We start from the raw sequence: 24,823 nt of genomic DNA, 5'->3' as shown, positions 1-24,823 counted from the left end.
GTTTGGAACATACATGTCTTTCGACACTCTCGGGCTCTCAGCGCCCCTGCTTTCGGCGCTCGCCGCCAAGAATTACACTCAGCCGACGCCGATCCAGGCGCAGGCTATTCCGACCGTCCTGACCGGCCGCGACCTCTTAGGGATCGCCCAGACCGGCACCGGCAAGACCGCGGCCTTTATGCTGCCCTCGCTGCAGCGGCTTAGCGCCAATCGTCCACAGTTCCTCCGTCCCGGTCAGATCCGCATGCTGGTGCTCGCCCCGACGCGTGAGCTCGCCTCGCAGATCGCCGAAAGCGCGGAGACCTACGGCGCCAACCTCAAGACCACCGTTGGCGTGATCTTCGGCGGCGTGGCCAACGCGAAGAGCGTCCGCACCGTGCAGCGCGGCCTCGATGTCCTGGTCGCCACCCCCGGCCGCTTGCTCGACCTGGTCGATCAGCGTGCCCTCGACCTCAAGAACCTCGAGATCCTCGTCCTCGACGAAGCCGACCAGATGCTCGACCTCGGTTTCATCCATGCGCTTAAGCGGATCGTGAAGCTGATCCCGGCCAAGCGGCAGACCCTGTTCTTCTCGGCTACCATGCCGAAGACGATCAAGAGCCTCGCCGACACCTACCTGACCAACCCGGCCGAAGTATCGGTGACGCCCGTCGCCACCACCGCCGAGCGGGTCGAGCAGCGGGTCACCTTCGTCAACCAGGCGGAGAAGACCGCGCTGCTGACCATGTTCTTCCAGACGCAGGAGATCGACCGCTCGCTGGTCTTCTCCCGCACGAAGCATGGCGCGGACAAGATCGTTCGCCTGCTCGAGGCCGCCGGCATCAAGTCCAATGCGATCCACGGCAACAAGAGCCAGCCGCAGCGCGAGAAGGCGCTGGCCGCCTTCCGTGACGGCAGCGTGCCGATCCTGGTCGCGACCGACATCGCCGCGCGCGGGATCGACATCCCGGGCGTCAGCCACGTGGTCAACTATGACCTGCCCAACGTGCCGGAGCAGTATGTTCACCGCATTGGCCGCACCGCGCGAGCCGGCGCCGATGGCATCGCCATTGCCTACTGCGACGGCGAGGAACGCCCGTTCCTCAAGGACATCGAGAAGCTCACCCGCCAGAAGCTGACGGTGGAGGAGCTGCCCGGCGGCTTCCTGCAGGCGGTCGAGGCGATGAAGCGCCTTAAGCCCGCGCCCAAGGCAGGTGAGCGCGGCGGCGAGCGTTCGCCGCAGCAGAACCAGCGCAACCGCCGCAACGCCAGCGGCGCGCGCGGCCACTCCGGCGATCCGCAGCGCTTCGGCCTGCCGCGCGGCCCCGATCCGCGCCGCGACATGCCGGAGGAGCGGAGCGGCCCGCGCGAAGGCGGGCGCAGCGCACGCGGCGTCCCCGGCGGCCTTTCCGGTCCGGTCGGCAATCCGGTGCGCGGCCATGCCCCGGCGTCCGGCCAGCAGCAGCGGCATGGGGGCCAGCGGCCAAGCACGGGCGAACGCCCCGGCGGCGGCGGGAACGGCGGCGGCTTCCGCGGTCGCGGCCGTCCCTCGGGCCAGCGCCGCTCGGCCTGAGGTCTTCTGTCCTGCAGCACAGGGGAGGCGGTAGAGGGGCGCATGCCCTTCCGCCGCCTTCCCGGCGCGCCGTTCGGAGCGACAGTCACGAGGTGCAAACCGACCGCACGGACCCGTTACCTTTGTTACCAAACGCGCTACGCCCGCCCGTCTGACTCACGCGCGCGCACGTGACTTCCCCTGCGCACAGGCTATAGATTCTCCATGGCAAGCGATCCCAACCAGAACAGCTACGGCGCCGACAGCATCAAGGTCCTGAAGGGGCTCGATGCGGTGCGCAAGCGGCCCGGCATGTACATCGGCGACACCGACGACGGTTCGGGCCTCCACCACATGGTGTTCGAGGTCAGCGACAACGCCATCGACGAGGCGCTCGCGGGCCATTGCGACCGCATTCTTATTCAGCTCAACCCCGACGGCTCCGTCACCGTCGAGGACAACGGCCGCGGCATCCCCACCGGCATCCACGCCGAGGAAGGCGTTTCGGCGGCCGAGGTCATCATGACCCAGCTCCATGCCGGCGGAAAGTTCGAGAACACCAGCGACGACAACGCCTACAAGGTATCCGGCGGCCTTCACGGCGTCGGCGTTTCGGTGGTCAACGCGCTGTCCGAGTTCCTCGACCTCACCATCTGGCGCGATGGCGAGGAGCATTTCATGCGCTTCGCTCATGGCGACGCAGTGGCCCCGCTCAAGGTCGTCGGCCCCGCACCCGAGGGCAAGAAGGGCACCCGGGTCACCTTCCTGCCGAGCCCCGAGACCTTCAAGATCACCGAGTTCGACTTCGACAAGCTCGAGCACCGTTATCGCGAGCTTGCCTTCCTGAACTCCGGCGTGCGCCTGGTGCTGGCCGACGCGCGCCATGAAGAGCGCAAGGAAGTGGAGCTGTTCTACGAGGGCGGCATCGCGGCCTTCGTTAAGTATCTCGACCGCGCCAAGACCCCGCTATTCCCGGATCCGATCGCCATTTCGGCGGTGCGCGACGGCATCGGCATCGACGTCGCGCTGGAATGGAACGACAGCTATTACGAGAATGTCCTGCCGTTCACCAACAACATCCCCCAGCGCGACGGTGGCACCCACCTCGCGGCCTTCCGTGCGGCGCTGACCCGCACCGTCAACGGCTATGCCGAAAAGTCTGGCATGCTGAAGAAGGAGAAGGTGACGCTGACCGGCGACGACATGCGCGAGGGCCTGACCGCCATCGTGTCCGTCAAGCTGCCCGACCCGAAGTTCAGCTCGCAGACCAAGGACAAGCTGGTCAGCTCCGAAGTGCGCCAGCCGCTGGAAGCGCTGATGAGCGATAAGATGACCGAATGGCTGGAGGAGAATCCGGTCAACGCCCGCGCCATCATCCAGAAGATCATCGACGCCGCCGCCGCCCGCGAAGCCGCCAAGCGCGCCCGCGAGCTGACCCGTCGCAAGGGCGTGATGGACATCGCCTCCCTGCCGGGCAAGCTGGCCGACTGCCAGGAACGGGATCCCGCTCTCTCCGAACTGTTCCTGGTCGAGGGTGACTCCGCCGGCGGCTCGGCCAAGCAGGGCCGCAACCGGCACAACCAGGCCATCCTGCCCCTCCGCGGCAAGCTGCTCAACGTCGAACGCGCGCGCTTCGACCGGATGCTGTCCAGCCGTGAGATCGGCACCATCATCCAGGCGCTCGGCACCGGCATCGGCCGCGAGGAGTTCAACCTCGAGAAGCTGCGCTATCACAAGATCGTGATCATGACCGACGCTGACGTCGACGGTGCCCACATCCGCACCCTGTTGCTGACGTTCTTCTATCGGCAAATGCCGGAGCTGATCGCGGCCGGCCACCTGATGATCGCCCAGCCGCCGCTCTACAAGGTCGCGCGCGGCCGGTCGGAAGTCTACCTCAAGGACGACGCCCAACTCGACGATTATCTGGTCGAGGCGGGCCTGGACGGGCTCCAGCTGGAAACGGCCTCCGACGTCCGCCAGGGTCCCGACCTGAAGGCGTTGGTCGACCACGCCCGCCGCATCCGCACCCTGATGCGCTATGCGCCCAAGAAGTACGATCCGGCACTGCTGGAAGCGCTGGCGGTCGCTGGCGCGCTTGATCCCGAACTGCGCGAGGACGGACGCCGTGCTGCCATTGAGCGCGTTGCCGGCTGGCTGCAGCAGGGCGACGAGGAGGGCCGCTGGACCGGAGAGTTGGCGGCCGAAGGCGGTTACCTCCTCCGCCGGCTGTGGCGCGGCGTCACCGATGTAACCATTGTCGAGCCGAGCTTCATCGGCTCCGCTGAAGCCCGCAAGCTCCACGCTCTGACGCTCGAACAGGCGGACGTCTACGCCCGCCCCGCCACGCTTCGCACTCTCAAGAAGGGCGCGCTGGTCGAGGCGGAGCCGACCGTCGGCCCGGGCGAAGGCGAGGAAGCGCTGGAGCAGGCCGCCGCGGACACCAAGGGCAAGCCCGCCACCATCACCCGCCCGAGCGAACTGCTCGACGCGGTGCTCGCCGCCGGCCGCAAGGGCTTGTCGATCCAGCGCTACAAGGGTCTGGGCGAGATGAACGCGGAACAGCTCTGGGAAACCACGCTCGACCCGGCCAACCGCTCGCTGCTGCGGGTCGAAGTCTCCCAGGCCGATGTCGCCGACGAGATCTTCACCCGCCTGATGGGCGACGTCGTCGAACCCCGCCGCGAGTTCATCCAGGAGAACGCGCTAAGCGTCGCGAACCTCGACGTCTGAGCCGCGCGTTAGCAACTACGTGAAACCCCGATCGGTCACCCTTGCCAGCTACAACATGCGCAAGGCGGTGGGCACGGATCGCCGCCGCGACCCTTTGCGGGTGCTGCAGGTGTTGAGGGAGGTCGACGCCGACATCGTCGCGCTGCAGGAAGCTGACAAGCGCGTCGGCGGCCGTGCGGCGGCGGTGCCGCATGAGCTGATCGATGCTCATGGCCATTACCGGCCTGTGCCGTTCGGGGTGAAGAACCGCCGAATGCTCGACCGCCTGCCGCGGGTCGGTGCGCGTGTCGACGAGCTGCTCAAGGTCGATACCCGCAACCTCGGCTGGCACGGCAACGCCCTGCTGGTGAAGCCGCACGTCCAGGTCATGGACGTTGCGGCGCTGGAACTTCCGACGCTGGAGCCGCGCGGCGCCGTGCTCGCCGAGCTGCTGATCGGCGACTGTCCGCTCCGCGTCGTGGGACTCCACCTCGATCTCAGCGGCCTGTGGCGACGTCGGCAGATGCGCGCGATCCTCGATGAGATCGCCCGTCGGCCCAACCGCATGCCCAGCGTGCTGATGGGCGACACCAACGAATGGCGCAGCGCGGCCGGCTGCTTGCGTGACCTAGATGGCGGGTTCCGCATCGCGCCGACAGGCCCGAGCTTCCATGCCCGCCGCCCGATCGCGCAGCTCGATAGGATCATCGTGGACAGGGATATCAAGATCGAGGCCGCCGGAGTCCACCACAGCGAAGCGGCGCGGGTCGCCAGCGACCACCTGCCCGTGTGGGCGCGGCTGGTAGTCTAGGCCGCTTTCCCAGCGATCGCCCGCTGCCGCCGCCGCTGGATAGACGAGCCAATCCCCATTGCTTCGCGGTATTTGGCCACCGTCCGCCGGGCGAGATCGAACCCTTGCTCCTTCAGCAGCTCGACCAGTGTGTCGTCCGACAGGATCTCGGTCTCCGCGGCGATCAGCTTCCCGATCGCGGCCTTGACCGCCTCCGCCGACGCACCCTCGCCGCTCTCCGCGGCGACGCCCGAGCGGAAGAACCACTTGAGCTCATACTGCCCCCGCTCGCACAGCAGATACTTGTTGGCGGCCACCCGGCTGACGGTCGACTCGTGCATGCCGACCGCCTCCGCCACCGCGCCCATGGTCAGCGGCTTGAGCTTCGCCACGCCCTCGCTAAAGAAACCCTCCTGCTGGGTTACGATCTCGCTGGCCACCTTGACGATGGTCCTGGCGCGCTGGTCGAGTGCCCGCACCAGCCAGTTGGCCTGACCCAGGCAGTCGCTCAACCACGCGCGCCCTTCCTTGCTCTGTGGCGTTCGCTTGAGCTCGGCATGGTAACGCCGGTTCACCAGCACCCGTGGCAGGTTGGCCGGGTTGAGCTCCACCACCCAACCGCCGGCGGAGCGCCGCACGATCACGTCAGGCTCGGGCGCGGTGTCCGGTTCGGCGGCGAAGCGGCAGCCTGGCTTGGGATCGTACGCGCGCAGCTCGCGGATCATGTCGGCGAGGTCCTCGTCGTCGACTCCGCAAATCCGTTTCAGTGCCGCCATCTGCCCGCGCGCCAGCAAGTCGAGGTTGTCGAGGAGGCGCGCCATCGCCGGATCGTGGCGGTCAGCCGCCTTGGCCTGCAGAGCCAGGCACTCCGCAAGGCTCCGCGCCCCAACCCCGGCCGGATCGAACGACTGAACCAGGGCGAGGCCCTCCTTGACGTCGTGAAGGCTGAGCCCGGTGCCGCTCGCGATGTCGCTCAGCGAGGTTGTCAGCCAGCCGGTCTCTTCAAGCTCGTGGATGATCGCCTCGGCCGCCCGCGCCCTCGCGCCGCCATGGCCCTCCAGCTGGCTCATCAGGTGCTGGCAGAGGCTGGTCTCCGATGCGGCCAGACGGTCGAAGTCGAACCCCTCTTCCGGCGCGCTACCGACCTCGTATCCGCTGTCCAGTTCCAGCGCCGCTTCCCGCCAGTCGGCATCTAGTGCCTCGTCGCCCGCGCCCGCCAGCACGTCGGCGCCTGGGGGCTCGGGAGCCTCCTCGCCGAGCTCCCGGTCTTCGCGCACGACCACCGCCTCGCCGCTCTCGCCGGTACGTGCTTCCAGCAGCGGGTTCTTCGCCAGTTCCTCGGCGAGCACCGCTTCGAGTTCGACATTGGACAGTTGCAGCAGCTTGATTGCCTGCGCCAGCTGCGGCGTCAGAACCAGCGACTGGGATGTGCGGAGCTGAAGGCCGGGAGCAAGGCTCATCGCCGCCGCACCCGCCGCTTACAGTTCGAAGCTCTCGCCGAGGTAGAGCCGGCGCACGTCGCGGTCCGCCACCAGCGCCTCGGGCGTGCCCTGAAACAGGACTTGGCCGTCATAGATGATACAGGCCCGATCGACGATATCCAACGTCTCGCGCACGTTGTGATCGGTGATCAGCACGCCGATGTCACGCTGCTTGAGATCCTTCACGAGGTCGCGGATGTCGGCGATCGAGATTGGGTCGATGCCGGCGAACGGCTCGTCCAACAGCATGATCTTGGGATCGGCGGCCAATGCGCGGGCGATTTCACACCGCCGCCGTTCGCCGCCCGACAGGGCCATGGCCGGCGAGTCGCGCAAATTGGTCAGGCCGAACTCATCCAGCAGCTTGTCGAGCCGCACCCGGCGCTCGGCCCGGTCCGGCTCAGCGACCTCCAGCACGGCGATGATGTTCTGCTCCACTGTCATGCCGCGGAAAATGCTGGTTTCCTGCGGCAGGTAGCCAAGTCCGAGGATCGCCCGCCGGTACATCGGCAAGGGTGTAATGTCGCGACCGTCGAGCAGGATGCGCCCCGCGTCCGGCTTCACCAGCCCCATGACTGAATAGAAGCAGGTCGTCTTGCCCGCGCCGTTGGGACCAAGAAGTCCGACCACCTCGCCGCGACTGACGTCGAGCGAGACGTCGTGCAGCACCGCGCGCTTGTCATACGACTTGGCGATCGAGCGCACTTCAAGGCCGCGCACCGCTCCCTCGGCAAGGCCGACGGTCGCTTCAAGACTGCGGGTGTTCAACATCCGCTAGCTTCGGTTCTGGCGCTGCGGCACGGTGAACCGCCCTGTTACCCGCCCACCGCTTTGGCCAACGCCCGGGGGTCCGCCGTCCATCACCGCACGGCCCGTATTCAGGTCCAGGGTCAGGCGGTTGCCCCGAACTTCATTGCCCTGGCGCTGCAGCTGAACGTTGCCAATCAGCGTGATCAGCTTGCGGTCGAGGTCGTAGACGCCGAAATCACCCCTGGCAGTCTCCGACGGTGAGCGGACGAGCACGCCACCGGCCGCGTCCAGCCGATCGATCTGGATCCCACCGGAATTCGAATAGGCCACGGTCAGCCGCGCCGTGCTCAGCGTCAGCTGGTCCTGCGTGGCCACCACGTTGCCGGAGAAGATGGCCCGATCTGCGCGGTCCTGCACCTCGATGCGATCGCTGTTGACCACCACGGGCGCATTGCTGTTAAGACCTTTAAGCGCCGAGATCGGCTCCTTGCCTTGCTGCGCGCCAGCGCTGGAACCCAGCGCAGCGGCGGTGGCCATGAAGGCAACAAGAAGAACGGAACGCCCCATGGACCTCATCTGACCGCCCCCTGCTGAATTTTCAACCGGGCGCCGCCTTCCAGCACGACCGTTCGGGTGCCGAGGTCGGCGTGGACCCGCCCTGCCTGGAACTCACCCAACTCCAACCGGCCGCGGACTCCCCCGCCCAATCCAAGCTGCTGTGACTTCAAGTCGCCGCTCAGCTCACCCGCCTGGACATCGCCCTGGCGTCCAGTTCCTGCGCCACTGCCGCCCACTACCGTGCGCTTCCGCAGGTCGACGATGACATTCTGTGTGAGCAGTTGCTCGCCCTCTGGACCGTTCACGCGCACGGGCCCCAGCACTGCCACCTGCTGCCGGTCGATGTTGTAGCGGCCGCGGTCGGCTTCGATCGTGGCGGGCCCGCTCTGCAGGCCGAGCCGTGCGAACATGCCATGGATATCGACAATCGGCTGCTCGGAGGTGGGCTGTACCGCCCGCTGCGCCTGGACGACGAACGGCTGCCCCTTGTCGTCCTTACCGGTGTAGCGCGCAGATTCGATCCGCATCCGTTCGGGCGCGGTGTCGACCTCGTTCTTGTCGAGAATGAAGCTCACTTCCTGCCGCTTGCTCAAGGGCGCCAGCAGCAGAAAGGCGACCAGTACACCAACCAGGCTTGGCAGGCCGATCTTCAGCAGTCGGACCAGCCGGTCGTGTCGGCTGCCGGGCTCCGCCCAATGCTCCCGCGCTTCCTGCTGGTGAACGGCGGCCTCAGACATGGGCGAAGATGTCCTGTTCGTCCCATCCAGCAAGGTCGAGCAGCGCGCGTGCGGGCAGGAAATCGAAGCAGGCCTGCGCCAGCTGCGTTCGGCCCTCCCGAGCGAGCCGTTGGTCCAGCTTCTCCTTCAAGCCGTGCAGGTAACGCACGTCGCTGGCTGCGTAATCGCGCTGCGCGTCGTTGATCTCCGGCGCGCCCCAGTCACTGGTCTGCTGCTGCTTGTTGAGATCTTGGCCGAGCAGCTCGCGAACCAGCTCCTTCAGCCCGTGGCGGTCGGTATATGTCCGCACCAGCCGCGATGCCGTTCGGGTGCAATAAAGCGGGGCAGCCATGATCCCGAGATAATATTGCATGATGGCGATATCGAACCGCGCGAAATGGTAGAGTTTCAGCCGGCCTTGGTCGCCAAGCAGCGCCTTGAGGTTGGGCGCGGCATAGTCGCTGCCCGGCGAGAAGCGGACCAGATGCTCGTCACCGCTGCCGTCCGACAGCTGAACCAGGCACAGCCGGTCGCGTCCGGGATGAAGGCCCATCGCCTCCGTGTCGACGGCAATCGGGCCCGGCCCGAACAGGGCGGCGGACGGCAGGTCTTCTTCGTGGAAATGGATGGCCATGGGACGCTGTTTCTCTTTCGGGGCGAATAAGCAAGGGTGCGCTGAACGCGGCATTGCTCTCCGATGGTGGAACGGGGTGGAGCGGTAACCATTTTTGCTGTAACGTCTTAAGCGTACGCGCCACTGAATGTGCGCGGTAACCGGTTGCGCCCTGAGGCCCAGCGCGTTGGTTTGTTTTGGTTATTCGGGCTGGAGAAGTGTGAACGGGCATGGGTTACGATCGAGGGCGCAAGGGTGATCGCGGTGGACGCGGGCGCGGCAAGGGCGACGATTTCGGCGGCGGCGGTGGCGGCGGTGATTTCTACGGCGGTGGCGGCGGCTTCGGCGGCGGCGGCGGGTTCGGTGACCGTGGCGGCTTCGGCGGTGGTGGTGACCGGTTTGGCGGCGGCGGCGGTGGCGGTGGTTACCGCGGCGGCGGCGGCGGCTTCGGCGGCGGCGGTGGCGACCGCTTCGGCGGTGGCGGCGGCGGTGGTCGCTTCGGCGGCGGCGGCGGCGGCGGCTTCCGCGGCGGCGGCGGCGGCGGCGCGGGTGGCGGCATGCCCCCCCAGGTCGTCGGCGAGGGCAAAGGCACCGTTAAGTTCTTCAACGCGCAGAAGGGTTTCGGCTTCATCGTCCGTGACGATGGCGGCGAAGACGTTTTCGTGCACATTTCCGCGGTCGAGCAGGCGGGTCTCACCGACCTGGCGGACGGCCAGCCGCTCGAGTTCACGCTGGTTGATCGCGGAGGCCGCATTTCGGCGACCAACCTGCGGATCGACGGTGAGCCGATGGCGGTGGAGCGGGCCGAGCGCGCGCCGCAGCGCCAGCTGACCGGCGAACGCGCTCAGGGCACGGTCAAGTTCTTCAACTCGATGAAGGGCTTCGGCTTTATCCAGCGCGACGACGGCCAGCCCGATGCGTTTGTGCACATCTCCGCCGTGGAGCGTGCGGGCATGCCATCCTTGAACGAGGGCGACCGGCTCGAGTTCGAGCTTGAAGTGGATCGTCGCGGCAAGACTGCCGCGGTGAACCTGGCGCCGCTGCAGGCCTAAGCAGACAGCACCGCGGATCACGCGGGGCGAGGGCTCGTCCGGACTGTCCGGGCGAGCCCTTTTCTATGCCTGGCGGAACGGCAGCTCCGCCCGCATCGCTTCGATTTCCAGCGCGATTGCGGGCCGCTCGGCATCGAGGAAGTCCTCCACCGCATCGCGGAACGCAGGGTGGGGAATGAAATGGGCGGAACGGGTGATCACCGGCTCATAACCCCGGGCCAGCTTGTGCTCGCCCTGGGCGCCTGCCTCCACACGCGACAAGCCATGCCGGCAAGCCCAGTCGATCGCCTGATAGTAGCATAGCTCGAAGTGGAGGTGCGGCACCTCCTCGGTACAGCCCCAATAGCGGCCGTAGAGCGCGTCCGGGCCAATCCAGTTCAGCGCCCCGGCGATTGGCTCGCCGCCACGCAGGGCCAGGAACAGCAGCAGCCGGTCCGATTGCCGCTCCGCCACCAGGTCAAAGAACGCACGCCTGAGATACGGCCGACCCCACTTGCGTGAGCCCGTGTCCTGGTAGAACGTCCACATGGCGTTCCAGTGCTCGGGCCGGATCTCGTGCCCGCGCATCGCCACAATCTCCAGCCCGGCCTCCGCCGCCTCCCGCTCCTTGCGCAGGGCCTTTCGCTTGCGACTCGCCAGCACTCCCAGGAAGTCGTCAAAGCTGCCGTAGCCGCGATTGAACCAATGGTACTGGATGCCGTGGCGGATCAGCCAGCCACGCTCACCAAAGAACGCTTCGTCGGTTTCGGCGATAAACGTTGCGTGGGCCGACGAGAGGCCATTCTGCACTGTGACCGACTCCAGCGCAGCCAACAATGCGTGCGGCCGGTCACCGAGCAGGCGCCGACCCGGCACCGGGGTGAACGGCACCGCCACCTGCAGCTTGGGGTAATAATCGCCGCCCGCGCGCCCCCACGCGTCGGCCCAGCCATGGTCGAACACATACTCGCCCTGGCTATGGCTCTTGAGGTAAGCAGGCGCGGCTGCCACCGTGCGCCCTTCGTCCTCCACCAGAATTGGCAGCGGCGACCATCCGGTCCGCCCGCCAACGCTGCCGGACTCCTCAAGCGCCGCCAGAAACGCATGCTCCAGGAACGGATCGTCGCCCGCCAGCCGATCCCACAGCTGCTGGTCGATGCTCCCGATCGAGGACGCGATGCGGGCGGTTACGGACTCACGGTCGGCCATCGCCCTCCCAGATAGGAGCGTCGGCGTGGTTCGCCACCCGCCGCAAGTCCTCGGGCGATTGGATCGTCCAGCTATAGACCGGCACCCGCTCGCGCATCGCCGCAGTCCATGGATCGCCGAGCAGCGCCTTGTCGATTGCCACGAATTGCGGCTCAGCCATGGCCACCGCCGACTCGCGGAAGTCCGCCGGCCAGCGTCCGTCGACCACCAGCCCCCGCCGCCGCTCGGGAGAGTGAGCGGCGAACCAGCACGAAACGGCGGGTGCGAAGCTCATGACTGCGGTGCGCGGCCGCTCCGTCCCGAGCAGGGCCGCCACCGCCGCGCACAGCGCCGCCGTGCGCTCCTCGCTGGTGGCCTTGACCTCGATCAGGGCCGGCGTGTCGACGGGCACCGGCGCCAGCCACTCGGCCAGCGTCGGCACATGCTCGGCGGTCCCGAGCAAGGTGAGCTGCGTCAGCGCCGCGGCGGTAAGTTGGGCGGTGTCACCCTCGATGCCGCAGAGGCGCATCAGGTCTGCGTCGTGGAAGACCATCGGCACGCCGTCGGCGCTCAGCCTGACGTCGCACTCGATGCCCGCGCCGATCGCCAGTGCGGCGCGGCCGGAAGCAAGGCTGTTCTCCGGAACGCCGGGGCCGTGCAGCCCGCGGTGCGCGAAGCCGACCCGACCCGGGTTCAGCGGGTCAGGCGCGGACCTGAACGACCGCATCCACCTCGACTGCAACGCCGAGCGGCAGCACCGGCACGCCCACGGCCGAGCGGGCGTGGCGCCCGGCCTCGCCGAACACCTCCTGCATCAGGTCGGACGCGCCGTTGGCGACCTTGGGCTGGTCAGTGAAGCTGCCCGCCGAGTTAACGAACACGCCGAGTTTCACAATCCGCTCCACGCGGTCCAGCGAACCGATCGCCGCCTTGATCTGCGCCAGCAGCATGAGGCCGCAGCGGCGGGCGGCGGCCTGGCCGCCGGCCAGGTCGACGTTCTCGCCCAGTCGGCCCGTGATCAGGCTGCCATCCTCGGCGAAGCTGATCTGGCCCGAAATGTGCAGCAGGCCGTTGGCCTCCACCGCGGGAACGTAGGAAGCGACCGGGGCGGCCGGCTGCGGAAGGGTGATGCCGAGTTCGGCAAGGCGTGCATCGATGGACATGCGCTCTCCCAAGCAGCCGGACCGGCCCGAATCAACCCTTGCGAGTGACGCTGAACCCCGCAAAGCTTTGCCGGGTGGGCATCAGCTCCAGAGTATTGATGTTGAGGTGTGACGGCAGGGTGGCGATCCACCAGATGGTCTCGGCCAGGTCCTCCGGGGTCATCGGGTCCATGCCGGAATAGAGTGCCTCGCTCGCCGCCTGGTCGCCGCCGGTGCGGACAAGAGTGAATTCCGTCTCGGCCATGCCGGGTTCGATCGAGCTGACCCGAACGCCCGTGCCAGCAAGGTCGCAGCGCAGGTCGAGGCTGAACTGGCGCACGAACGCCTTGGTCCCCCCGTACACCGCACCGCCCCGATAGGGGTAGGTGGCGGCGACCGATGAGAGATTGATGATCCCGCCCTGCCGCTCGATGAGCTTGCGCAGCAGCGCCTGCGTCAGTGCAACCAGGCCGGTGATGTTGGTCTCGATCACCTGGTCCAGCCGGTCCCAATCCTGTTCATGCAACGGATCGGCGGGCGGGGCCAGGCCGGCATTGTTGACGAGCAGGTCGAGCCCGCCCCAGTCGCCGGCGAGTCCGTCGAGCTGCCGCAATGTGTTGACGTCACGCATGTCGAGTTCGAGCGGTAGGAATGCGGCGCCAAGCTCCTCCTGCATGGCGCGGAGCCGGTCGCCGCGGCGGCCGGTTCCGACCACTTTCCAGCCGCGGCCGGCAAACAGGCGCGCCGCGGCGGCGCCAATGCCGGCGGTGGCGCCGGTGATGAGGGCGGTCTTGGTCATGCGGCGTCCTTCAGGCGTTCAAGGATCCAGTCGGTGGCCGTTGGCCAGTCGTCGATCCGGGCGTGGGCGGCGGCGGCAGTCTCCGTCACCGCCGCCAGCTTAGGCTCGGCGACCATGTGCAGGCGGAACGTGTCCGGGCTGTACTTGGCCACCGACGCATGATGCACGGCGAGATCGTCCACGAACACGCTGCGCGTGGCCCCGTGCCGCTCGACCAAGCTTTTCAGCGGTTCGCCCTTGCCGCCACGGTTGCACACTACCTCATGGTGGATGCCGTGCCCGGCCAACTGCTCGACTCGCCAGCCGTGGGCCTCCTCGCCGAGGTTCGTGAGAATCACGATGTCCGCGACCTCCCCGATGCTACCAAGCGCCTCGACTGCGCCCGGAACGATCGTCTGCCGGTGCATCTCGGTGCGGAAGAAGCCGGTCAGATATTCCCACACCTGCTCGGAGGGCACGCGCTCGCCGCCATCCTTGAACTTCAGCGCGCCGGCCATGTCGCCTTCCTCCGGGCGGAAGAGGACGCCGTGCGCCTCGTCTAGCCAGTCCGAGAAGTGGGACACCATGTGCAGCAGGACTTCGTCACAGTCGGTGACGAGCAGAGGTCGGTTCATGCCTCGAGAGCGCTTCGGGCGGCGACCAGTTCCTGCGGGCTGATCCCAAGCTCATCGGCCACCGCGATGAGGTCCGGTTCATGCGCTTCCAGGAAGCTCAGCACCGCCGCGAGCATGTGCGGCTCGGTCGCACGGGCGCGCAGTTCATCGCTGGTCAAGCCGGTCAGCTCCAGCAACCGCTGGGCCCGCTGGGAGTCCCGTAGAGCGACAGCTAGTGCCTGCAACGCAACAATCGTGGGATCGGCGGAGTTTGAGGGTTTCCTGATTATCACCTATGATGATCTCCTGACAGGTTGAGGAGCGTGAACGTGGCCAGGATCCTGGTTGTCGAGGACAACGCCCTCAACATCAAGCTGTTCTGCGACCTGCTCGCGGCCCATGGGCATGAGCCCAATGCGGTGACGGACAGCCGCCAGGCGCTGGAGCGGGCGCGGGAGTTCCGGCCGGAGCTGATCATCACCGACATCCAGCTGCCGCACGTCAACGGCATGGAGCTGATCCATGATTTCCGCGCGGACGAGGCGCTGAAGGAAGTGCCGATCATGGCCGTGACCGCTTACGCCGGGGCCGGGGACGAGGACCGCGTCCGGGCGGCGGGCGCCAGCGCTTATGTGTCGAAGCCGATCTCTGTCGTGCGCTTCGTCGAGGAGGTAACTGCACTACTGCAGCGCAAGCCCGAGGCGGTGTCGGGCTGAACGGCGACAAAGGCTCCGCCACTGTCGCGCCGATCGGGTCAACTTTGATGCCATCCGCTCAGCCTGCGCGTCGCTCAAGCGTCGCGGCGGCGGCAAGGTGGCGAGGCGCATCCGGCTAGCACAGCGGACGTGATCCTATGGCGCAGGCGGGCACGAAGAAGGGCGCCGAAGCGCCCCTCGGTGCCGCTGCCGCGACTGCCATCTACTTGACCCCGGATCGGCGTCCGAGGTGACGACCTCAGCGGGTCGTTACTTGATCTTGGCTTCCTTGAACTCAACGTGCTTGCGCGCGACCGGGTCGTACTTGCGGAAGCTCATCTTCTCGGTCTGGTTCCTCGGGTTCTTCTTGGTCACATAGAAGAAGCCGGTGTCGGCCGTGCTGACGAGCTTGATCTTGACGGTTGCCGGCTTGGCCATCGCGAAAGGTCCCAGTGTGCGTGTAAACGAAAAGAGCGGCGCTGAACGCCGCCCGCATCTGCCGCGCCCAATGCCGCCCGGTGCTGCCCGTGTCAAGCAGCAGGCACGCCAATGTCGAACAGTCACACTGCTTTAGCCAAGCCTTAACCCTGCGGGTCAACAGTCGGCGGGCAAACGCGGAGTGAACTTTCATGCGCGACTCGCTCGATGTGCTTCGGAACGACCTCAAGGCCCGCATCGCCGACATCCACGGCCGGGCGCATCGGCTGAGCCCGCTCGACATCCACGCGCGCCTGGATGCGATCCGCGACGCTGCGGGCCGGGCCGGGCTGTCCGCCGCGGAAGGGCTGGCCGGGCATTCGGCGCAGCTCGCTCTTTTGCCAGGGTGCCGGGTGGCTGTAGCCGAGGCGCTCAGCCACTTCGACGACGCGCTTGCAGCCGGCACTGCTGATCGCACGACCATCCTTGCCGCCATCGCCGCGCGCTTGCACTGACCCGAAACGATTTCGCCGCTGCTCGGTTGAGCGGGCATGCGCGCCTTTTCCCAGCTGCTCGACGCGCTCGTCTATACCCGTAGTCGCAATGCCAAGCTGAAACTGATCGGCGACTATCTCCGCCGCACCCCGGACCCTGACCGGGGCTATGCCCTGGCGGCGTTGACCGGATCGCTGGACATCCCGGCGGTCAAGGCGGCAGTGATCCGCGGCCTGGCGGAAAGCCGGGTGGATCCGCTGCTGCTGCGCATGAGCCACAATTACGTCGGCGACCTGGCCGAGACGGTCTCCCTGCTGTGGCCCGCGCCCGACCGCGAGCATCCGGAGATGGACGACGGCACGGTCGGCCTGGCCGAGGCGGTCACCCGGCTGCGCGCCGTCAGCCGCTCGGATGCGCCGGCGGAGCTGGCGCGGATGCTCGACCATCTCGACGCATCCGGCCGCTTCGCGCTGCTGAAGCTGGCGACGGGCGAGCTGCGGGTCGGGATCAACGCCCGCAATGCCAAGCAGGCCTTCGCCGACGCGTTCGGGGTCGATGTCGAGGGCGTGGAGGAAGTCTGGCACGGCCTCGCGCCGCCCTATCCGGAACTGTTCGCCTGGGGCGAGGGCCGGGCCGAACAGCCGCGCGCGACCGACATCCCGGTCTTTCGCCCATTCATGCTCGCCCACCCGCTGGAGGAGGGCAAGGTCGACCTGGCCGACTATGCCGCCGAGTGGAAGTGGGACGGCATCCGCGTGCAGCTAGTGCGAGCGGGAGGGGAGACCCGGCTGTACAGCCGGACCGGCGACGACATCACCCGCAGCTTTCCGGACGTAGCGGCAGCGTTCACCGAGGCCGCGGTGCTTGACGGCGAGCTGCTGGTGCGGGGAGCGGGGCAGGGCGCGGACGAGCATGGCGGCGCCGCGGCCAGCTTCAACGCGCTGCAGCAGCGGCTCGGCCGCAAGGTGGTCAGCGGCCGGATGCAGGAGGAATATCCGGCCTTCGTCCGCTTGTACGACATGCTTTACGATGGCGCGGAGGACCTGCGCGCGTTGCCGTGGAGTGAGCGGCGGGCGCGGCTGGAGGCGTTCATGCCCCGTCTCGACCCGGACCGGTTCGACTTGTCGCTGCTGATCGAGGCTGCTGATTTCGCCGAATTGGGCGAGGTGCGCGCCGGCGCCCGCGACGCGTCGATTGAGGGCATGATGCTGAAACGGCGCGATTCGCCCTATGTCGCCGGGCGGCGGGTCGGCTTGTGGTACAAGTGGAAGCGCGATCCGCTGACCGCCGACTGCGTGATGATGTACGCCCAGCGCGGGTCGGGGAAGCGTTCGTCTTACTATAGCGACTTTACGTTCGGCTGCTGGGCCGAGGACGGGGAGCTGCTGCCGGTGGGCAAGGCCTATATGGGGATCACCGACGAGGAGCTGCGCTGGCTCGACCGGTTCGTCCGGCAGAACACGGTGCAGCGGTTCGGACCGGTGCGGGAGGTCGAGAAGAGCCTGGTGCTGGAGGTGGCGTTCGATTCCATCCACCTCAGCAAGCGGCACCGCTCCGGGCTGGCGATGCGCTTTCCCCGTATCAGCCGCATCCGCACCGACAAGCCGGCGCACGAGGCGGACCGGATCGAGACCATGCGGGCGATGGTGACCTAGAGGGTCTTCTCCAGGACGACGAACTCGAGGTCGGTGCGGTGGGGCTGGCCGAAGCGTTCGTCGCCGTAGGGGAAGGGGCGGTGCTCGCCGGTGAAGCGGTAGCCGCGGCGTTCGTACCAGGCGATGAGCTCGGGGCGCTGCCAGATGACGGTCATTTCGATGCGGCGAGCGCGGAGGTGGTCAGTCGCCCAGCGTTCGGCGGCGGCGAGGAGCGTTCGGCCGGTGCCGCCGCCCTGGCGTTCCGGGTCGACCGTGAGCATGCCGAGATAGGCGAGGCCGTCGCCCTTGTCCGTCAGCGCCACGCAGGCGGCTGGCTGAGCGCCATCGCGCCAGAGGAGCAGCTGCTGGGCGGGGTTCGTGAGCATGGCAGCGAGGGCGTCCACGTCCGTGCGCTGGCCGCCGAGCAGGTCGGCCTCGTGCGTCCATCCCTGGCGTGCGGAGTCGCCACGGTAGGCGCGCTCGATCAGCGCGTGCAGCGCCGGCAGGTCCTCGGGCGTGGCGGGCTCAAGCTCCATGCACCGCCACCTCGCTGCCGGCGGCGCTGGCCTTGCCGCGGTACATGCCGCGCGTGGTGAAGCCCCACGCTGCGTCTCCATCGGGCGAGACCGCAATCAGCCCGCCGGTGCCGCCGAGGGACTGGATGTCGGCCAGCACGGAGTCGAGCGCGGACTGCAGCGATTCGCCCAGCAACCGCATGCGGGCGCCGATCTCGTGCGCAGCGGCGGTGCGGATGAAAAACTCGCCCGAGCCGGTGGCGCTGACGGCGCAGCTGCGATCGTCGGCATAGGTGCCGGCGCCGATCAGCGGCGAGTCGCCGATGCGGCCCCAACGCTTGGCGGTCAGGCCGCCGGTCGAGGTGGCGGCGGCGACATGCCCGGCGGAGTCCACCGCCACCGCGCCGATCGTCCCGAACTTCACGTCGGCGTCGAACCCGCCGCCGCTCGCCAGCACCTTGTCCAGCTGCGCGCGCCGGGCGGGGGTCTCAAACCAGCTCGGGTCGATCGTCTCGAGGCCCTGCTCGCGGGCAAACTGCTCGGCGCCGGCGAAGCTCAGCAGGACGTGCGGGCTGTGCTCCATCACCGCCCGGGCGGCGCCGATGGGCGAGCGAATGGTGCGCAGGCCCGCCACTGCGCCGGCGGACCTCGTGGCTCCGGCCATGACCGCAGCGTCCAGTTCGATCGCGCCCTCGTGGGTCAGCACGGCGCCGCGCCCGGCGTTGAACGCAGGGTCATCCTCCAGCACGCGCGCCGCCGCCTCCACCGCGTCGAGCGCAGCTCCGCCGGCGCGCAACACGGCCGAGCCTGCCTCAAGCGCCTCGCGCAGGCCCGCAAGCCCTGCCTGCTCCTCTTCCGGCGACAGGCGCATCGCGCCGCAGCCGCCGTGGATCACCAATTGCCAGTTCATGCGCCGGCCCTAGGCGGCGGCTCCCGCTTGCGCAACGCATCGCAAATATATAAATGTGATATCATACAGGGAGACCTCACATGACCGATCAGCCGATCAATCATCTCACCGCCAGCCGGGAGCGGAGGGCCCGTACCTTCAGCGGCTATCTCGTCTTGCTGCTGCTGGCGGTAGCCATTGCGGTGCAGGTATTCGGCATCGGCCGGCTGGCCAACGACTACCGGGATGCGCTGTCGATCGCGGCGGTGATCGTCGGGCCGCTGGTGCTGCTGTTCCTGCTGCCGGGCTTCTACATGCTGCAGCCGAACCAGGCGGCGGCAATCACCTTGTTCGGTGAATATCGGGGTACGGACCGGGCCACGGGCCTGCGCTGGGTGCTGCCGTGGGAGATGCGGCGCAAAGTGTCGGTCAGGACCAACAACTTCATTTCCGACCGGATCAAGGTCAACGACCTGCGCGGCAACCCGATCGAGATCGCGGCACAGATCGTGTGGCGGGTGATCGACACCGCGCAGGCGCTGTTCGACGTGGACGACTACAAGGCGTTCGTCACCGTCCAGGTCGAGGCGGCGATCCGAACCATCGGCTCGCGCTACCCGTACGACGACTTCGAGCATCTGGAGGTCACGCTGCGCGGCAACCATGACGAGGTCGGGGTCGAGCTCCGGCAAGAGCTGAACGCGCGGCTGGCGGTGGCCGGCATCACGGTCGACGAGTGCGGCTTCACCCACCTCGCCTATGCGCAGGAGATCGCCGGGGCCATGCTCCGCCGCCAGCAGGCGCAGGCGGTGGTCGCCGCCCGCAAGACTTTGGTCGAGGGCGCCGTCGGCATGGTCGAGATGGCGCTGGAGCAGCTGTCGGCCAAGAACGTCGTCGAGCTGGACGACGAGCGCCGCGCGGCCATGGTGTCCAACCTGATGGTGGTGCTGTGCGGCGAGCGCGACACCCAGCCTGTCGTCAACACCGGCACATTGTACCAGTAAGCGCCCGTGACCGAGCGCAAGGCCTTTCCGCTGCGGATCGACCCGGCCCTGTGGGCCGCGGTTGAGCGCTGCGCCACGGCCAACCTGCGCTCGGCCAATGCCGAGGCCGAGGTGCTGATCCGTGAGGCGCTGAAGGCCCGCGGCGTCCGCCTCGACCCGCCCCAGCCGGTCAAGCGCGGCCGACCCCCCAAGGAGAAAACGGAATGATCACCACCCTCATCGCCGCTGCCAGCCTGGCGGCGGCCGCGCCCGCTGTCCGCAGCAGCGAGCTCGCGGCGGGGCCGCTGAAGGGCACCCTGGTCCAGCCAATTGGCAAGACCGCAGCCACGGTGTTGATCCTGCCCGGCTCCGGCCCAACCGATCGCGACGGCAACAATCCGTTGGGGGTGAAGGCGAACAGCTATCGCCTGCTGGCTGAGGGATTGGCGGCGGACGGCGTTGCCAGCGTGCGCATCGACAAGCGCGGGCTCGGCGGCAGCAAGGTGGCCGGCGATCCGAACAAGGTGATGGTCGCCGATTATGTCGCCGACACCCGCGCCTGGATCGCCGCTGCACGGGCCGCAACAGGGGCGCGCTGCGTCTGGCTGGCGGGGCACAGCGAGGGTGGGCTAATCGCGCTTGCGTCAGCCGGGGAGAAGGACGTGTGTGGGCTGGTTCTGCTGACCACCGGCGGGCGGCCGCTGGGGCAGATCATCCGCGAGCAGCTACGCGCCAATCCGGCAAACGCGCCGGTCCTGCCGCAGGCAGAGGCGGCGTTGGCCAGCCTGGAGGGGGGGCAGCGGGCCGATGTATCAGCGATGCACCCGGCGCTGGCGCGGGGGTTGTTCAACCCAGCCGTGCAGGACTTCCTGATTGACCTGATGCGGCAGGACCCGGTGCAGCTGCTCCGCGGCTATCGCGGGCCGGTGCTGGTGGTGAGCGGCGGGCGCGACTTGCAGGTCGGCAAGGCGGACGCCGCGGCACTCGCAGCCGCCCGACCGGGGGTCGTCGCTGCCGAGTTCGCGAACATGAACCATGTGCTGAAGGACGCGCCGGCGGACCGGGCCGCCAACCTAGCCACCTACGCCGACCCGAGCCTGCCGCTGGCCGCTCGTCTCGCCGAGCGCATCGCTGCCTTCGTCAAGGCGCCGCGGCGGTGAGTGGCGGACCGGAATGGTTCGCACCCAAGCGGTACGGCTATGGTTCGGCTGCGCCGATCAGCTGGCAGGGCTGGGTCGTGCTGGTCGGCTACGTGGTGCTGATCACCGGCGCCACGCCGCTGCTGGCATGGTCGATCGTCGCCTACGTCAGCTTCACGGTCACGCTGACTGCGCTGTTCCTGCTCATCTGCCGGAACACCACCCGCGGCGGGTGGCGGTGGCGGCGGGGTGAGGACAACTAGTTGCCGCCGCGCTTGGGCGGTTGCGGGGACTTGCCCTCCAGCAGCGCATCGTCGAGCAGCCGCGCGAGGCGCAGGCCACCGGCGGTGACCTGACGCCGCACCGGCGCGATCAGCTCCTCCACCCTGGCCTCGGTCAGGGTTGGCCGCTCCTTCGGCAACGGCCCGCACGGATCACCGATCAAGGAGGCGTAAGCTAGGGTGCGCGCATTCTCCCAACTCTGGCGGCTCCAATCGGCAACCGTGCCGCCGACCAGCACCGCGCGCTCACCGGCCGGTACTTCGGCGATCAGCTCGCGCGCCCGTTGGGGCAGGCTGAGGTTGTTGGCGCCGCCGGAACGCGCCGCCGGCCCGGTGGTGATCGCCCGTTCCGGAAGCCAGCCGTCCCAAATCGAATGAAGGTTGGTACGGCCGCCGATCGCGCCGTAGTTGGCCGCGACCTGGTTGCCGCCGAGATCGCCGCGGTCGCCGGCGTGCATCGGTTGCGCCAGGTCGCCAACGAAGTGCGTCAGGAAGGCCAGCGCCATAATCCGCTCCCGCACTGGCAGGCTCTTGTCGGCCAACAGTCGGGCGTTGCGGTCGATCTGCGCCGAGACGCAGTTGCCGTCCTTGCACGCCTCCTTGAGGCTGAACGGCCTGCATACGTTGACGTTCTGGTAATGCCAGCTCGACTGGTAGCTGAAGCGGTCGCCCATTGGCTTGATGCAGTCGGCCCAAACGCTGGCTTCCTCCAGCGTGCGGGTGGGGCAGGTCGGCGTCTGCAGCAGCGCGCCTTGTCTGAGCAGTGCCTGTATCTGCCGGCGGGTTTCCGGCTTGACCGACTCCCAGGCGACCGCAGCGACGGTCTGGTGGCCATATTCCCAGTAAGCGTTGGCGGGAACGGCGGCGACAAGCGCGCACAGCGCGGCAAGCAAGCGGAGGATCGGCACGGGCCCGCCGTAGCGGAGGCTCAGCCCAGCGACAATTCGTGAAGCTCGTTGACCAGCCGCCATTCGCCAAGGTCGGCCAGCATCACCCGCGCGGCCTGCTCGGTAAGATCGGCGGTGCGCGGCAGGTCGCGCGCGCGGGTGAGGTCGGTCGCGATCCGCTGCAGCTGGTCCGCTGTATGTCGCGAGCGGGCCGACAGCGCGCCATAATCGCCTTGTACCCGGATGCCGAAGATGGCGGTGCCGACCGCGGGCAGCCCGGCGGACAGGACGGTGGTCCAGTTTCCGGCCGACTTCAGCAGCTGCGGCGCGAACAGCAGGCACAGGATCGTGGCGAAGGTGATTGCCAGCGTGGTGCCGAAAATGGCCAGCGCCACCCATTCGAGCCGCTGATCAAAGGCGGCCATCTGCGCCCCCGTGCGCCGGTTGTAGGCAATCTGCGGCTCCAGCTCGCGCTCTGCGATCGCTTCCGCCAGGCGCGGGACGTCGGCTGGCTGAAGTCGGCCACCGGGGCAGCCGATCGTGCGCCACATCGCCGCCGCATACCAGTCGATCCACCGGCGGGCGATCGGCTCGGCCGGGCTGCCCGGCGGATCGGGCGCGGCCAGCCCAAGCAATTTCAGGCTGCGCATCGGTCGCAGCCGCTCGGCGAGTTGGCGATAATCGAGCCAGCGCTGGTGCCAGCAACTGGACGAGCCGGTCTGGGTATTGACGATCACCGCCAGCACCACCGCGAACTCGGCGATCGCCAGCTCGAATGGGTTACCCTGGAACACCAGCCCCGACAGGCCGATCAGCGCACCAAGCGCGGCAAGCAGAAAGTTGAACACATGGCTCGACCGGTAGGTCTGGGCGAAGTGGGTGGCCAGCCGGTCGCTCCACTCATACGCCTGTTGCAGCGCATCGAGCGGCGCATCCACCCCGTGGCAACCAGCGCAGCGCTGGCGATATTCAAGCCACTCGTTGCGGGCTGCCTCCACTCCGAGCCGGGCGTTGACGTCCTTGCGCGAGATGCGGTGCGCGCCGGCGAGCGTCATTAGTAACGGATATTCGAGCCGCAGGCGAAGCTTGCGTTCGCGCTCCACCAGGTAGCGCTGGATGAACTGGCGTTCGCGCGGGTTCGGCGGCGGCGCCAGCAAGGCGGCGAGCACGCGGTGCAGCTCCGCCTCCTCGTCCGGGCGGCCGCAGTGATGGTCGCCGGGTGCGCTGATCACCACCGGGTCGAACCCGCTCCACAGCAGGCGCGAAGGCTGGTCGGACTCGATCGGCAAGTGCAGGATGGGCGTGCCGCGCAGCAGCGCCAGGTCGACGGTCTCGGCCGTGCCGCCGCGCCCGCGGGCCGGCAGCCCGTCCCACACCGCCAGCAGCAGGTCGGAGTGGGCCACCGTCGCGCGCCCGGCCATAACGAAGCTGTCGGTGGGGTTTGCAGGATCGCCGGGCAGTTCCAGCACGCAAGTCGCGGCCTCCAGCAGGCGCTGCAGTTCGGCCGCTCCGGCGGGGTCCATCGAGGCGGCATAGGACTGCCGGGGCAGGGGCAGCACCGCCTGCAGCGCCCAGCCGCGCTCGACGGCGATCCGTGCCGCCAGCTGATCGGCACCCGACGCCAGCGGCGACACCAGGGTGAGGCAGGGCGGTTCCGCCGCGAACAGCGCGGCTTCCCGCTTCAGGAGGTCGAACGCGGCCCGTTCCAGCCGCTCCAGCACAGCGGCCACCCGCGCCTCGACCGCGGCGGCGGCTGGCAGGGCCTCGGCCCGGTGCCCGGTGATCCCGACCGTCAGGGCGAACGGTACCGCGGGAGGGCCGCTCACGGACCTACTTGCGCCGGTGCCGTCGCTTGGGGCCCAAGGACGCGCTGCTCGCCAGCGCATAGCCCAGCCCTCCAAGCAGCGCGCCCGCGCCCGCGATCAGCGATCCGGTAACGAGTGGGGATGGGGTCTGGGGGGCGCTCTTGCCACCGTTGCCGTTGCCCATGATCGGGTCGCAAAGGTGCGGGTTGTTGTTCTTGTCCAATAGTCGCAGCGTGTACCCGATCCGCTTGGCTTTGTTATTGAAGTTCAGAACAATGAGCTGCTGGCCGTCGTCGCTTACCCAGACCGGTACGACGTCGGCGACTTGCGTCGGCGACTTGGGACCGCTTGTGCCTGTCGGGTTCACCTTCTGTGCCCAATAAGCGTCTTCCGGCACCGCGGGGAAGCGCAGCTCAGCTTGGGCATCGTTGTCCACCGTGAAGACGAGAACATGGCACCCTTCCTTGAACAGGTCGTCCTTACCGATATCATGCGGGTGCGTCTTCGGCTCCTTGCTGCAGACCAGTTCCTGGTCCTTGAGGTTCCTGCTGCCTTCGTAGGGCGTGATCTCGTAGCCGCCGCCGACCGCTAACTTCACCGCTACGTTGATGTGCCGTTCCTGCATGAACTTTGGCATGGCCTGCGCTCCCTCCTTCGGTCAGTTCACGCCCGACCGCCGTTACCATTGCCCATGATCGGGTCCAGCGTGGCGACGATCGGTCCGTCGGGGCTGCCGGTTGGGACGAAGTTGAGTGCGAAGCTCAGGAGGCAGCGATCGGAATTGCGATTGCACACCCGGAGAACCTTGTCCTTGACCCACAAGGGATAGACGTCGTGGTCGCGGCTGGCCGCTCTGGGGCAGTCGGGCGCCTCCGTTTCCGTTCCCCGGGCGACCCAGATCGCGTCCCATTTGTCGCGCGGAAAGGCCAGGCGCCCGCTTGGGTCCTCCAGCATGAAGTCGATTTCGTGCCAGTCGGCCTTGCGCATGCCGGCCGCATCCTTGCTGAAGTCGAGCCGGTCCACGGCCTGACTATCCTGGCGCATGGCGAAGCGCCACCCGTCCCCGTCCGGCGTCGCCACGACCGCGACTCGCGCCGGATGCGCCTTGCCGGGCGCTCCGGACCTCGCCTGCACACTGGCCGATTGCTGCATATTCTGGCTCCCCTCTCTCGTTCGCCC

General features: G+C 68.0%; 29 protein-coding genes. 11 read left to right on the top strand and 18 right to left on the bottom strand.

From position 1 onward, the window contains the following. Window positions 1–13 precede the first annotated feature (13 nt). The 3 genes from OMW55_RS07645 to OMW55_RS07635 all read left to right on the top strand — a co-directional run bounded on the left by OMW55_RS07645 (window position 14) and on the right by OMW55_RS07635 (window position 5,054). Window positions 14–1,552, top strand: coding sequence for a DEAD/DEAH box helicase (locus OMW55_RS07645; RefSeq protein WP_264882132.1), 1,539 nt, complete (start codon window positions 14–16; stop codon window positions 1,550–1,552). Between the two features lie 204 nt (window positions 1,553–1,756). Further along, window positions 1,757–4,264 carry a DNA topoisomerase (ATP-hydrolyzing) subunit B gene (gyrB, locus tag OMW55_RS07640; RefSeq protein ID WP_264882131.1) on the top strand — a complete coding sequence of 836 codons (2,508 nt, stop codon included), beginning with the start codon at window positions 1,757–1,759 and terminating at the stop codon, window positions 4,262–4,264. A 19-nt stretch (window positions 4,265–4,283) separates the two neighbouring features. Beyond that, the gene (locus OMW55_RS07635) at window positions 4,284–5,054 is read left to right on the top strand and encodes an endonuclease/exonuclease/phosphatase family protein (protein ID WP_264882130.1); all 771 of its coding nucleotides are present in this window, start codon (window positions 4,284–4,286) and stop codon (window positions 5,052–5,054) included. On the opposite strand, the gene rpoN is transcribed toward OMW55_RS07635, so the two are convergent. The 5 genes from rpoN to OMW55_RS07610 are packed head-to-tail and all read right to left on the bottom strand — an operon-like array spanning window position 5,051 to window position 9,172. After that, window positions 5,051–6,493 carry an RNA polymerase factor sigma-54 gene (gene rpoN / locus OMW55_RS07630; protein ID WP_264882128.1) on the bottom strand — a complete coding sequence of 481 codons (1,443 nt, stop codon included), beginning with the start codon at window positions 6,491–6,493 and terminating at the stop codon, window positions 5,051–5,053. The two genes, OMW55_RS07635 and rpoN, sit on opposite strands and share 4 nt — an antisense overlap. A gap of 18 nt (window positions 6,494–6,511) precedes the next feature. Further along, window positions 6,512–7,285 carry an LPS export ABC transporter ATP-binding protein gene (lptB, locus tag OMW55_RS07625; RefSeq protein ID WP_264882127.1) on the bottom strand — a complete coding sequence of 258 codons (774 nt, stop codon included), beginning with the start codon at window positions 7,283–7,285 and terminating at the stop codon, window positions 6,512–6,514. Between the two features lie 3 nt (window positions 7,286–7,288). Beyond that, window positions 7,289–7,831 (bottom strand): LptA/OstA family protein, encoded by a 543-nt coding sequence (locus tag OMW55_RS07620; RefSeq protein ID WP_264882125.1) that lies wholly within the window; start codon window positions 7,829–7,831, stop codon window positions 7,289–7,291. 5 nt (window positions 7,832–7,836) lie between these two features. Beyond that, entirely contained in the window at window positions 7,837–8,559 is a 723-nt protein-coding gene (gene lptC / locus OMW55_RS07615) for an LPS export ABC transporter periplasmic protein LptC (protein ID WP_264882124.1), read from the bottom strand. Next, complete coding sequence (locus OMW55_RS07610; RefSeq protein WP_264882123.1) at window positions 8,552–9,172, bottom strand: ribonuclease D; 621 nt, start codon at window positions 9,170–9,172, stop codon at window positions 8,552–8,554. The genes lptC and OMW55_RS07610 overlap by 8 nt, the downstream gene beginning before the upstream one ends. A 209-nt stretch (window positions 9,173–9,381) precedes the next feature. Here OMW55_RS07610 and OMW55_RS13850 point away from each other — a divergent pair, with 209 nt between their 5' ends. Beyond that, the gene (locus tag OMW55_RS13850; RefSeq protein WP_319950664.1) at window positions 9,382–10,203 is read left to right on the top strand and encodes a cold-shock protein; all 822 of its coding nucleotides are present in this window, start codon (window positions 9,382–9,384) and stop codon (window positions 10,201–10,203) included. A gap of 63 nt (window positions 10,204–10,266) precedes the next feature. Here the strand turns inward: OMW55_RS13850 and OMW55_RS07595 are convergent, their stop codons facing one another. Genes OMW55_RS07595 through OMW55_RS07570 form a run of 6 tightly spaced genes read right to left on the bottom strand, consistent with a single transcriptional unit; the run spans window position 10,267 to window position 14,197 of the window. Continuing rightward, window positions 10,267–11,391: a GNAT family N-acetyltransferase gene (locus tag OMW55_RS07595; protein WP_264882122.1), complete on the bottom strand. Its 1,125-nt coding sequence runs from the start codon at window positions 11,389–11,391 to the stop codon at window positions 10,267–10,269. After that, the gene (locus tag OMW55_RS07590; protein ID WP_264882121.1) at window positions 11,378–12,097 is read right to left on the bottom strand and encodes a glycerophosphodiester phosphodiesterase family protein; all 720 of its coding nucleotides are present in this window, start codon (window positions 12,095–12,097) and stop codon (window positions 11,378–11,380) included. The genes OMW55_RS07595 and OMW55_RS07590 overlap by 14 nt, the downstream gene beginning before the upstream one ends. Further along, window positions 12,072–12,533: a RidA family protein gene (locus OMW55_RS07585; protein WP_264882120.1), complete on the bottom strand. Its 462-nt coding sequence runs from the start codon at window positions 12,531–12,533 to the stop codon at window positions 12,072–12,074. The genes OMW55_RS07590 and OMW55_RS07585 overlap by 26 nt, the downstream gene beginning before the upstream one ends. A 31-nt stretch (window positions 12,534–12,564) precedes the next feature. After that, window positions 12,565–13,311 carry an SDR family NAD(P)-dependent oxidoreductase gene (locus OMW55_RS07580; RefSeq protein ID WP_264882118.1) on the bottom strand — a complete coding sequence of 249 codons (747 nt, stop codon included), beginning with the start codon at window positions 13,309–13,311 and terminating at the stop codon, window positions 12,565–12,567. After that, complete coding sequence (locus OMW55_RS07575; protein ID WP_264882116.1) at window positions 13,308–13,925, bottom strand: HAD family hydrolase; 618 nt, start codon at window positions 13,923–13,925, stop codon at window positions 13,308–13,310. Before OMW55_RS07575 ends, OMW55_RS07580 begins: the two co-directional genes overlap by 4 nt. After that, window positions 13,922–14,197 (bottom strand): DUF3572 family protein, encoded by a 276-nt coding sequence (locus tag OMW55_RS07570; protein ID WP_319950663.1) that lies wholly within the window; start codon window positions 14,195–14,197, stop codon window positions 13,922–13,924. The genes OMW55_RS07575 and OMW55_RS07570 overlap by 4 nt, the downstream gene beginning before the upstream one ends. 36 nt (window positions 14,198–14,233) lie before the next feature. Between OMW55_RS07570 and OMW55_RS07565 the strand changes: the two genes are divergently transcribed. Next, window positions 14,234–14,620, top strand: coding sequence for a response regulator (locus OMW55_RS07565; RefSeq protein ID WP_264882114.1), 387 nt, complete (start codon window positions 14,234–14,236; stop codon window positions 14,618–14,620). Between the two features lie 249 nt (window positions 14,621–14,869). Here the strand turns inward: OMW55_RS07565 and rpmG are convergent, their stop codons facing one another. Further along, window positions 14,870–15,037, bottom strand: a complete 168-nt coding sequence (gene rpmG / locus OMW55_RS07560) for a 50S ribosomal protein L33 (RefSeq protein WP_037498456.1) — start codon at window positions 15,035–15,037, stop codon at window positions 14,870–14,872. Between the two features lie 191 nt (window positions 15,038–15,228). On the opposite strand from rpmG, the gene OMW55_RS07555 reads away from it, so the two are divergent. Both OMW55_RS07555 and OMW55_RS07550 read left to right on the top strand, forming a co-directional pair. Continuing rightward, window positions 15,229–15,531: a hypothetical protein gene (locus tag OMW55_RS07555; RefSeq protein ID WP_264882108.1), complete on the top strand. Its 303-nt coding sequence runs from the start codon at window positions 15,229–15,231 to the stop codon at window positions 15,529–15,531. A 36-nt stretch (window positions 15,532–15,567) separates the two neighbouring features. Continuing rightward, a complete protein-coding gene (locus OMW55_RS07550) occupies window positions 15,568–17,166 on the top strand; it encodes a cisplatin damage response ATP-dependent DNA ligase (RefSeq protein WP_264882107.1) in 1,599 nt (532 codons plus the stop codon). On the opposite strand, the gene OMW55_RS07545 is transcribed toward OMW55_RS07550, so the two are convergent. Next, window positions 17,163–17,681: a GNAT family N-acetyltransferase gene (locus OMW55_RS07545; protein WP_264882105.1), complete on the bottom strand. Its 519-nt coding sequence runs from the start codon at window positions 17,679–17,681 to the stop codon at window positions 17,163–17,165. The genes OMW55_RS07550 and OMW55_RS07545 overlap by 4 nt on opposite strands. Further along, a complete protein-coding gene (locus OMW55_RS07540; RefSeq protein ID WP_264882103.1) occupies window positions 17,671–18,570 on the bottom strand; it encodes an isoaspartyl peptidase/L-asparaginase family protein in 900 nt (299 codons plus the stop codon). Before OMW55_RS07540 ends, OMW55_RS07545 begins: the two co-directional genes overlap by 11 nt. 80 nt (window positions 18,571–18,650) lie before the next feature. Here OMW55_RS07540 and OMW55_RS07535 point away from each other — a divergent pair, with 80 nt between their 5' ends. The 4 genes from OMW55_RS07535 to OMW55_RS07520 are packed head-to-tail and all read left to right on the top strand — an operon-like array spanning window position 18,651 to window position 20,934. Further along, window positions 18,651–19,553, top strand: coding sequence for an SPFH domain-containing protein (locus OMW55_RS07535; protein WP_264882101.1), 903 nt, complete (start codon window positions 18,651–18,653; stop codon window positions 19,551–19,553). A gap of 6 nt (window positions 19,554–19,559) precedes the next feature. Further along, window positions 19,560–19,760: a toxin-antitoxin system HicB family antitoxin gene (locus OMW55_RS07530; RefSeq protein WP_264882100.1), complete on the top strand. Its 201-nt coding sequence runs from the start codon at window positions 19,560–19,562 to the stop codon at window positions 19,758–19,760. Further along, window positions 19,757–20,692: an alpha/beta fold hydrolase gene (locus tag OMW55_RS07525; protein ID WP_264882098.1), complete on the top strand. Its 936-nt coding sequence runs from the start codon at window positions 19,757–19,759 to the stop codon at window positions 20,690–20,692. The genes OMW55_RS07530 and OMW55_RS07525 overlap by 4 nt, the downstream gene beginning before the upstream one ends. Further along, window positions 20,689–20,934 carry a hypothetical protein gene (locus tag OMW55_RS07520; protein ID WP_264882096.1) on the top strand — a complete coding sequence of 82 codons (246 nt, stop codon included), beginning with the start codon at window positions 20,689–20,691 and terminating at the stop codon, window positions 20,932–20,934. The genes OMW55_RS07525 and OMW55_RS07520 overlap by 4 nt, the downstream gene beginning before the upstream one ends. On the opposite strand, the gene OMW55_RS07515 is transcribed toward OMW55_RS07520, so the two are convergent. From OMW55_RS07515 to OMW55_RS07500, 4 genes are read right to left on the bottom strand one after another with little or no spacing between them, the layout of a single operon-like run. After that, complete coding sequence (locus OMW55_RS07515) at window positions 20,931–21,860, bottom strand: S1/P1 nuclease (protein WP_264882094.1); 930 nt, start codon at window positions 21,858–21,860, stop codon at window positions 20,931–20,933. The two genes, OMW55_RS07520 and OMW55_RS07515, sit on opposite strands and share 4 nt — an antisense overlap. A 20-nt stretch (window positions 21,861–21,880) precedes the next feature. Then, complete coding sequence (locus OMW55_RS07510; protein WP_264882091.1) at window positions 21,881–23,665, bottom strand: DUF4231 domain-containing protein; 1,785 nt, start codon at window positions 23,663–23,665, stop codon at window positions 21,881–21,883. A 4-nt stretch (window positions 23,666–23,669) separates the two neighbouring features. Continuing rightward, entirely contained in the window at window positions 23,670–24,281 is a 612-nt protein-coding gene (locus tag OMW55_RS07505; protein ID WP_264882089.1) for a hypothetical protein, read from the bottom strand. Between the two features lie 26 nt (window positions 24,282–24,307). Then, complete coding sequence (locus OMW55_RS07500) at window positions 24,308–24,796, bottom strand: hypothetical protein (RefSeq protein WP_264882087.1); 489 nt, start codon at window positions 24,794–24,796, stop codon at window positions 24,308–24,310. Between the last annotated feature and the right edge of the window lie 27 nt (window positions 24,797–24,823).

The sequence above is a fragment of the Sphingomonas arvum genome (assembly GCF_026013565.1).
In the GTDB taxonomy this organism is placed as follows: Bacteria; Pseudomonadota; Alphaproteobacteria; order Sphingomonadales; family Sphingomonadaceae; genus Sphingomicrobium; species Sphingomicrobium arvum.
Note: the sequence above shows the minus strand (reverse complement) of the source record. Positions and strands in the feature narration are given on the sequence as shown.

What these genes read in the sequence shown, in the direction of transcription:
- OMW55_RS07645 (WP_264882132.1), top strand. Translation starts at nt 14, where the DNA reads ATGTCTTTCGACACTCTCGGGCTCTCAGCGCCCCTGCTTTCGGCGCTC.
- gyrB (WP_264882131.1), top strand. Translation starts at nt 1,757, where the DNA reads ATGGCAAGCGATCCCAACCAGAACAGCTACGGCGCCGACAGCATCAAG.
- rpoN (WP_264882128.1), bottom strand. Translation starts at nt 6,493, where the DNA reads ATGAGCCTTGCTCCCGGCCTTCAGCTCCGCACATCCCAGTCGCTGGTT.
- lptB (WP_264882127.1), bottom strand. Translation starts at nt 7,285, where the DNA reads ATGTTGAACACCCGCAGTCTTGAAGCGACCGTCGGCCTTGCCGAGGGA.
- OMW55_RS07620 (WP_264882125.1), bottom strand. Translation starts at nt 7,831, where the DNA reads ATGGGGCGTTCCGTTCTTCTTGTTGCCTTCATGGCCACCGCCGCTGCG.
- lptC (WP_264882124.1), bottom strand. Translation starts at nt 8,559, where the DNA reads ATGTCTGAGGCCGCCGTTCACCAGCAGGAAGCGCGGGAGCATTGGGCG.
- OMW55_RS07610 (WP_264882123.1), bottom strand. Translation starts at nt 9,172, where the DNA reads ATGGCCATCCATTTCCACGAAGAAGACCTGCCGTCCGCCGCCCTGTTC.
- OMW55_RS13850 (WP_319950664.1), top strand. Translation starts at nt 9,382, where the DNA reads ATGGGTTACGATCGAGGGCGCAAGGGTGATCGCGGTGGACGCGGGCGC.
- OMW55_RS07595 (WP_264882122.1), bottom strand. Translation starts at nt 11,391, where the DNA reads ATGGCCGACCGTGAGTCCGTAACCGCCCGCATCGCGTCCTCGATCGGG.
- OMW55_RS07590 (WP_264882121.1), bottom strand. Translation starts at nt 12,097, where the DNA reads ATGCGGTCGTTCAGGTCCGCGCCTGACCCGCTGAACCCGGGTCGGGTC.
- OMW55_RS07585 (WP_264882120.1), bottom strand. Translation starts at nt 12,533, where the DNA reads ATGTCCATCGATGCACGCCTTGCCGAACTCGGCATCACCCTTCCGCAG.
- OMW55_RS07580 (WP_264882118.1), bottom strand. Translation starts at nt 13,311, where the DNA reads ATGACCAAGACCGCCCTCATCACCGGCGCCACCGCCGGCATTGGCGCC.
- OMW55_RS07575 (WP_264882116.1), bottom strand. Translation starts at nt 13,925, where the DNA reads ATGAACCGACCTCTGCTCGTCACCGACTGTGACGAAGTCCTGCTGCAC.
- rpmG (WP_037498456.1), bottom strand. Translation starts at nt 15,037, where the DNA reads ATGGCCAAGCCGGCAACCGTCAAGATCAAGCTCGTCAGCACGGCCGAC.
- OMW55_RS07555 (WP_264882108.1), top strand. Translation starts at nt 15,229, where the DNA reads ATGCGCGACTCGCTCGATGTGCTTCGGAACGACCTCAAGGCCCGCATC.
- OMW55_RS07550 (WP_264882107.1), top strand. Translation starts at nt 15,568, where the DNA reads ATGCGCGCCTTTTCCCAGCTGCTCGACGCGCTCGTCTATACCCGTAGT.
- OMW55_RS07545 (WP_264882105.1), bottom strand. Translation starts at nt 17,681, where the DNA reads ATGGAGCTTGAGCCCGCCACGCCCGAGGACCTGCCGGCGCTGCACGCG.
- OMW55_RS07540 (WP_264882103.1), bottom strand. Translation starts at nt 18,570, where the DNA reads ATGAACTGGCAATTGGTGATCCACGGCGGCTGCGGCGCGATGCGCCTG.
- OMW55_RS07535 (WP_264882101.1), top strand. Translation starts at nt 18,651, where the DNA reads ATGACCGATCAGCCGATCAATCATCTCACCGCCAGCCGGGAGCGGAGG.
- OMW55_RS07525 (WP_264882098.1), top strand. Translation starts at nt 19,757, where the DNA reads ATGATCACCACCCTCATCGCCGCTGCCAGCCTGGCGGCGGCCGCGCCC.
- OMW55_RS07505 (WP_264882089.1), bottom strand. Translation starts at nt 24,281, where the DNA reads ATGCCAAAGTTCATGCAGGAACGGCACATCAACGTAGCGGTGAAGTTA.
- OMW55_RS07500 (WP_264882087.1), bottom strand. Translation starts at nt 24,796, where the DNA reads ATGCAGCAATCGGCCAGTGTGCAGGCGAGGTCCGGAGCGCCCGGCAAG.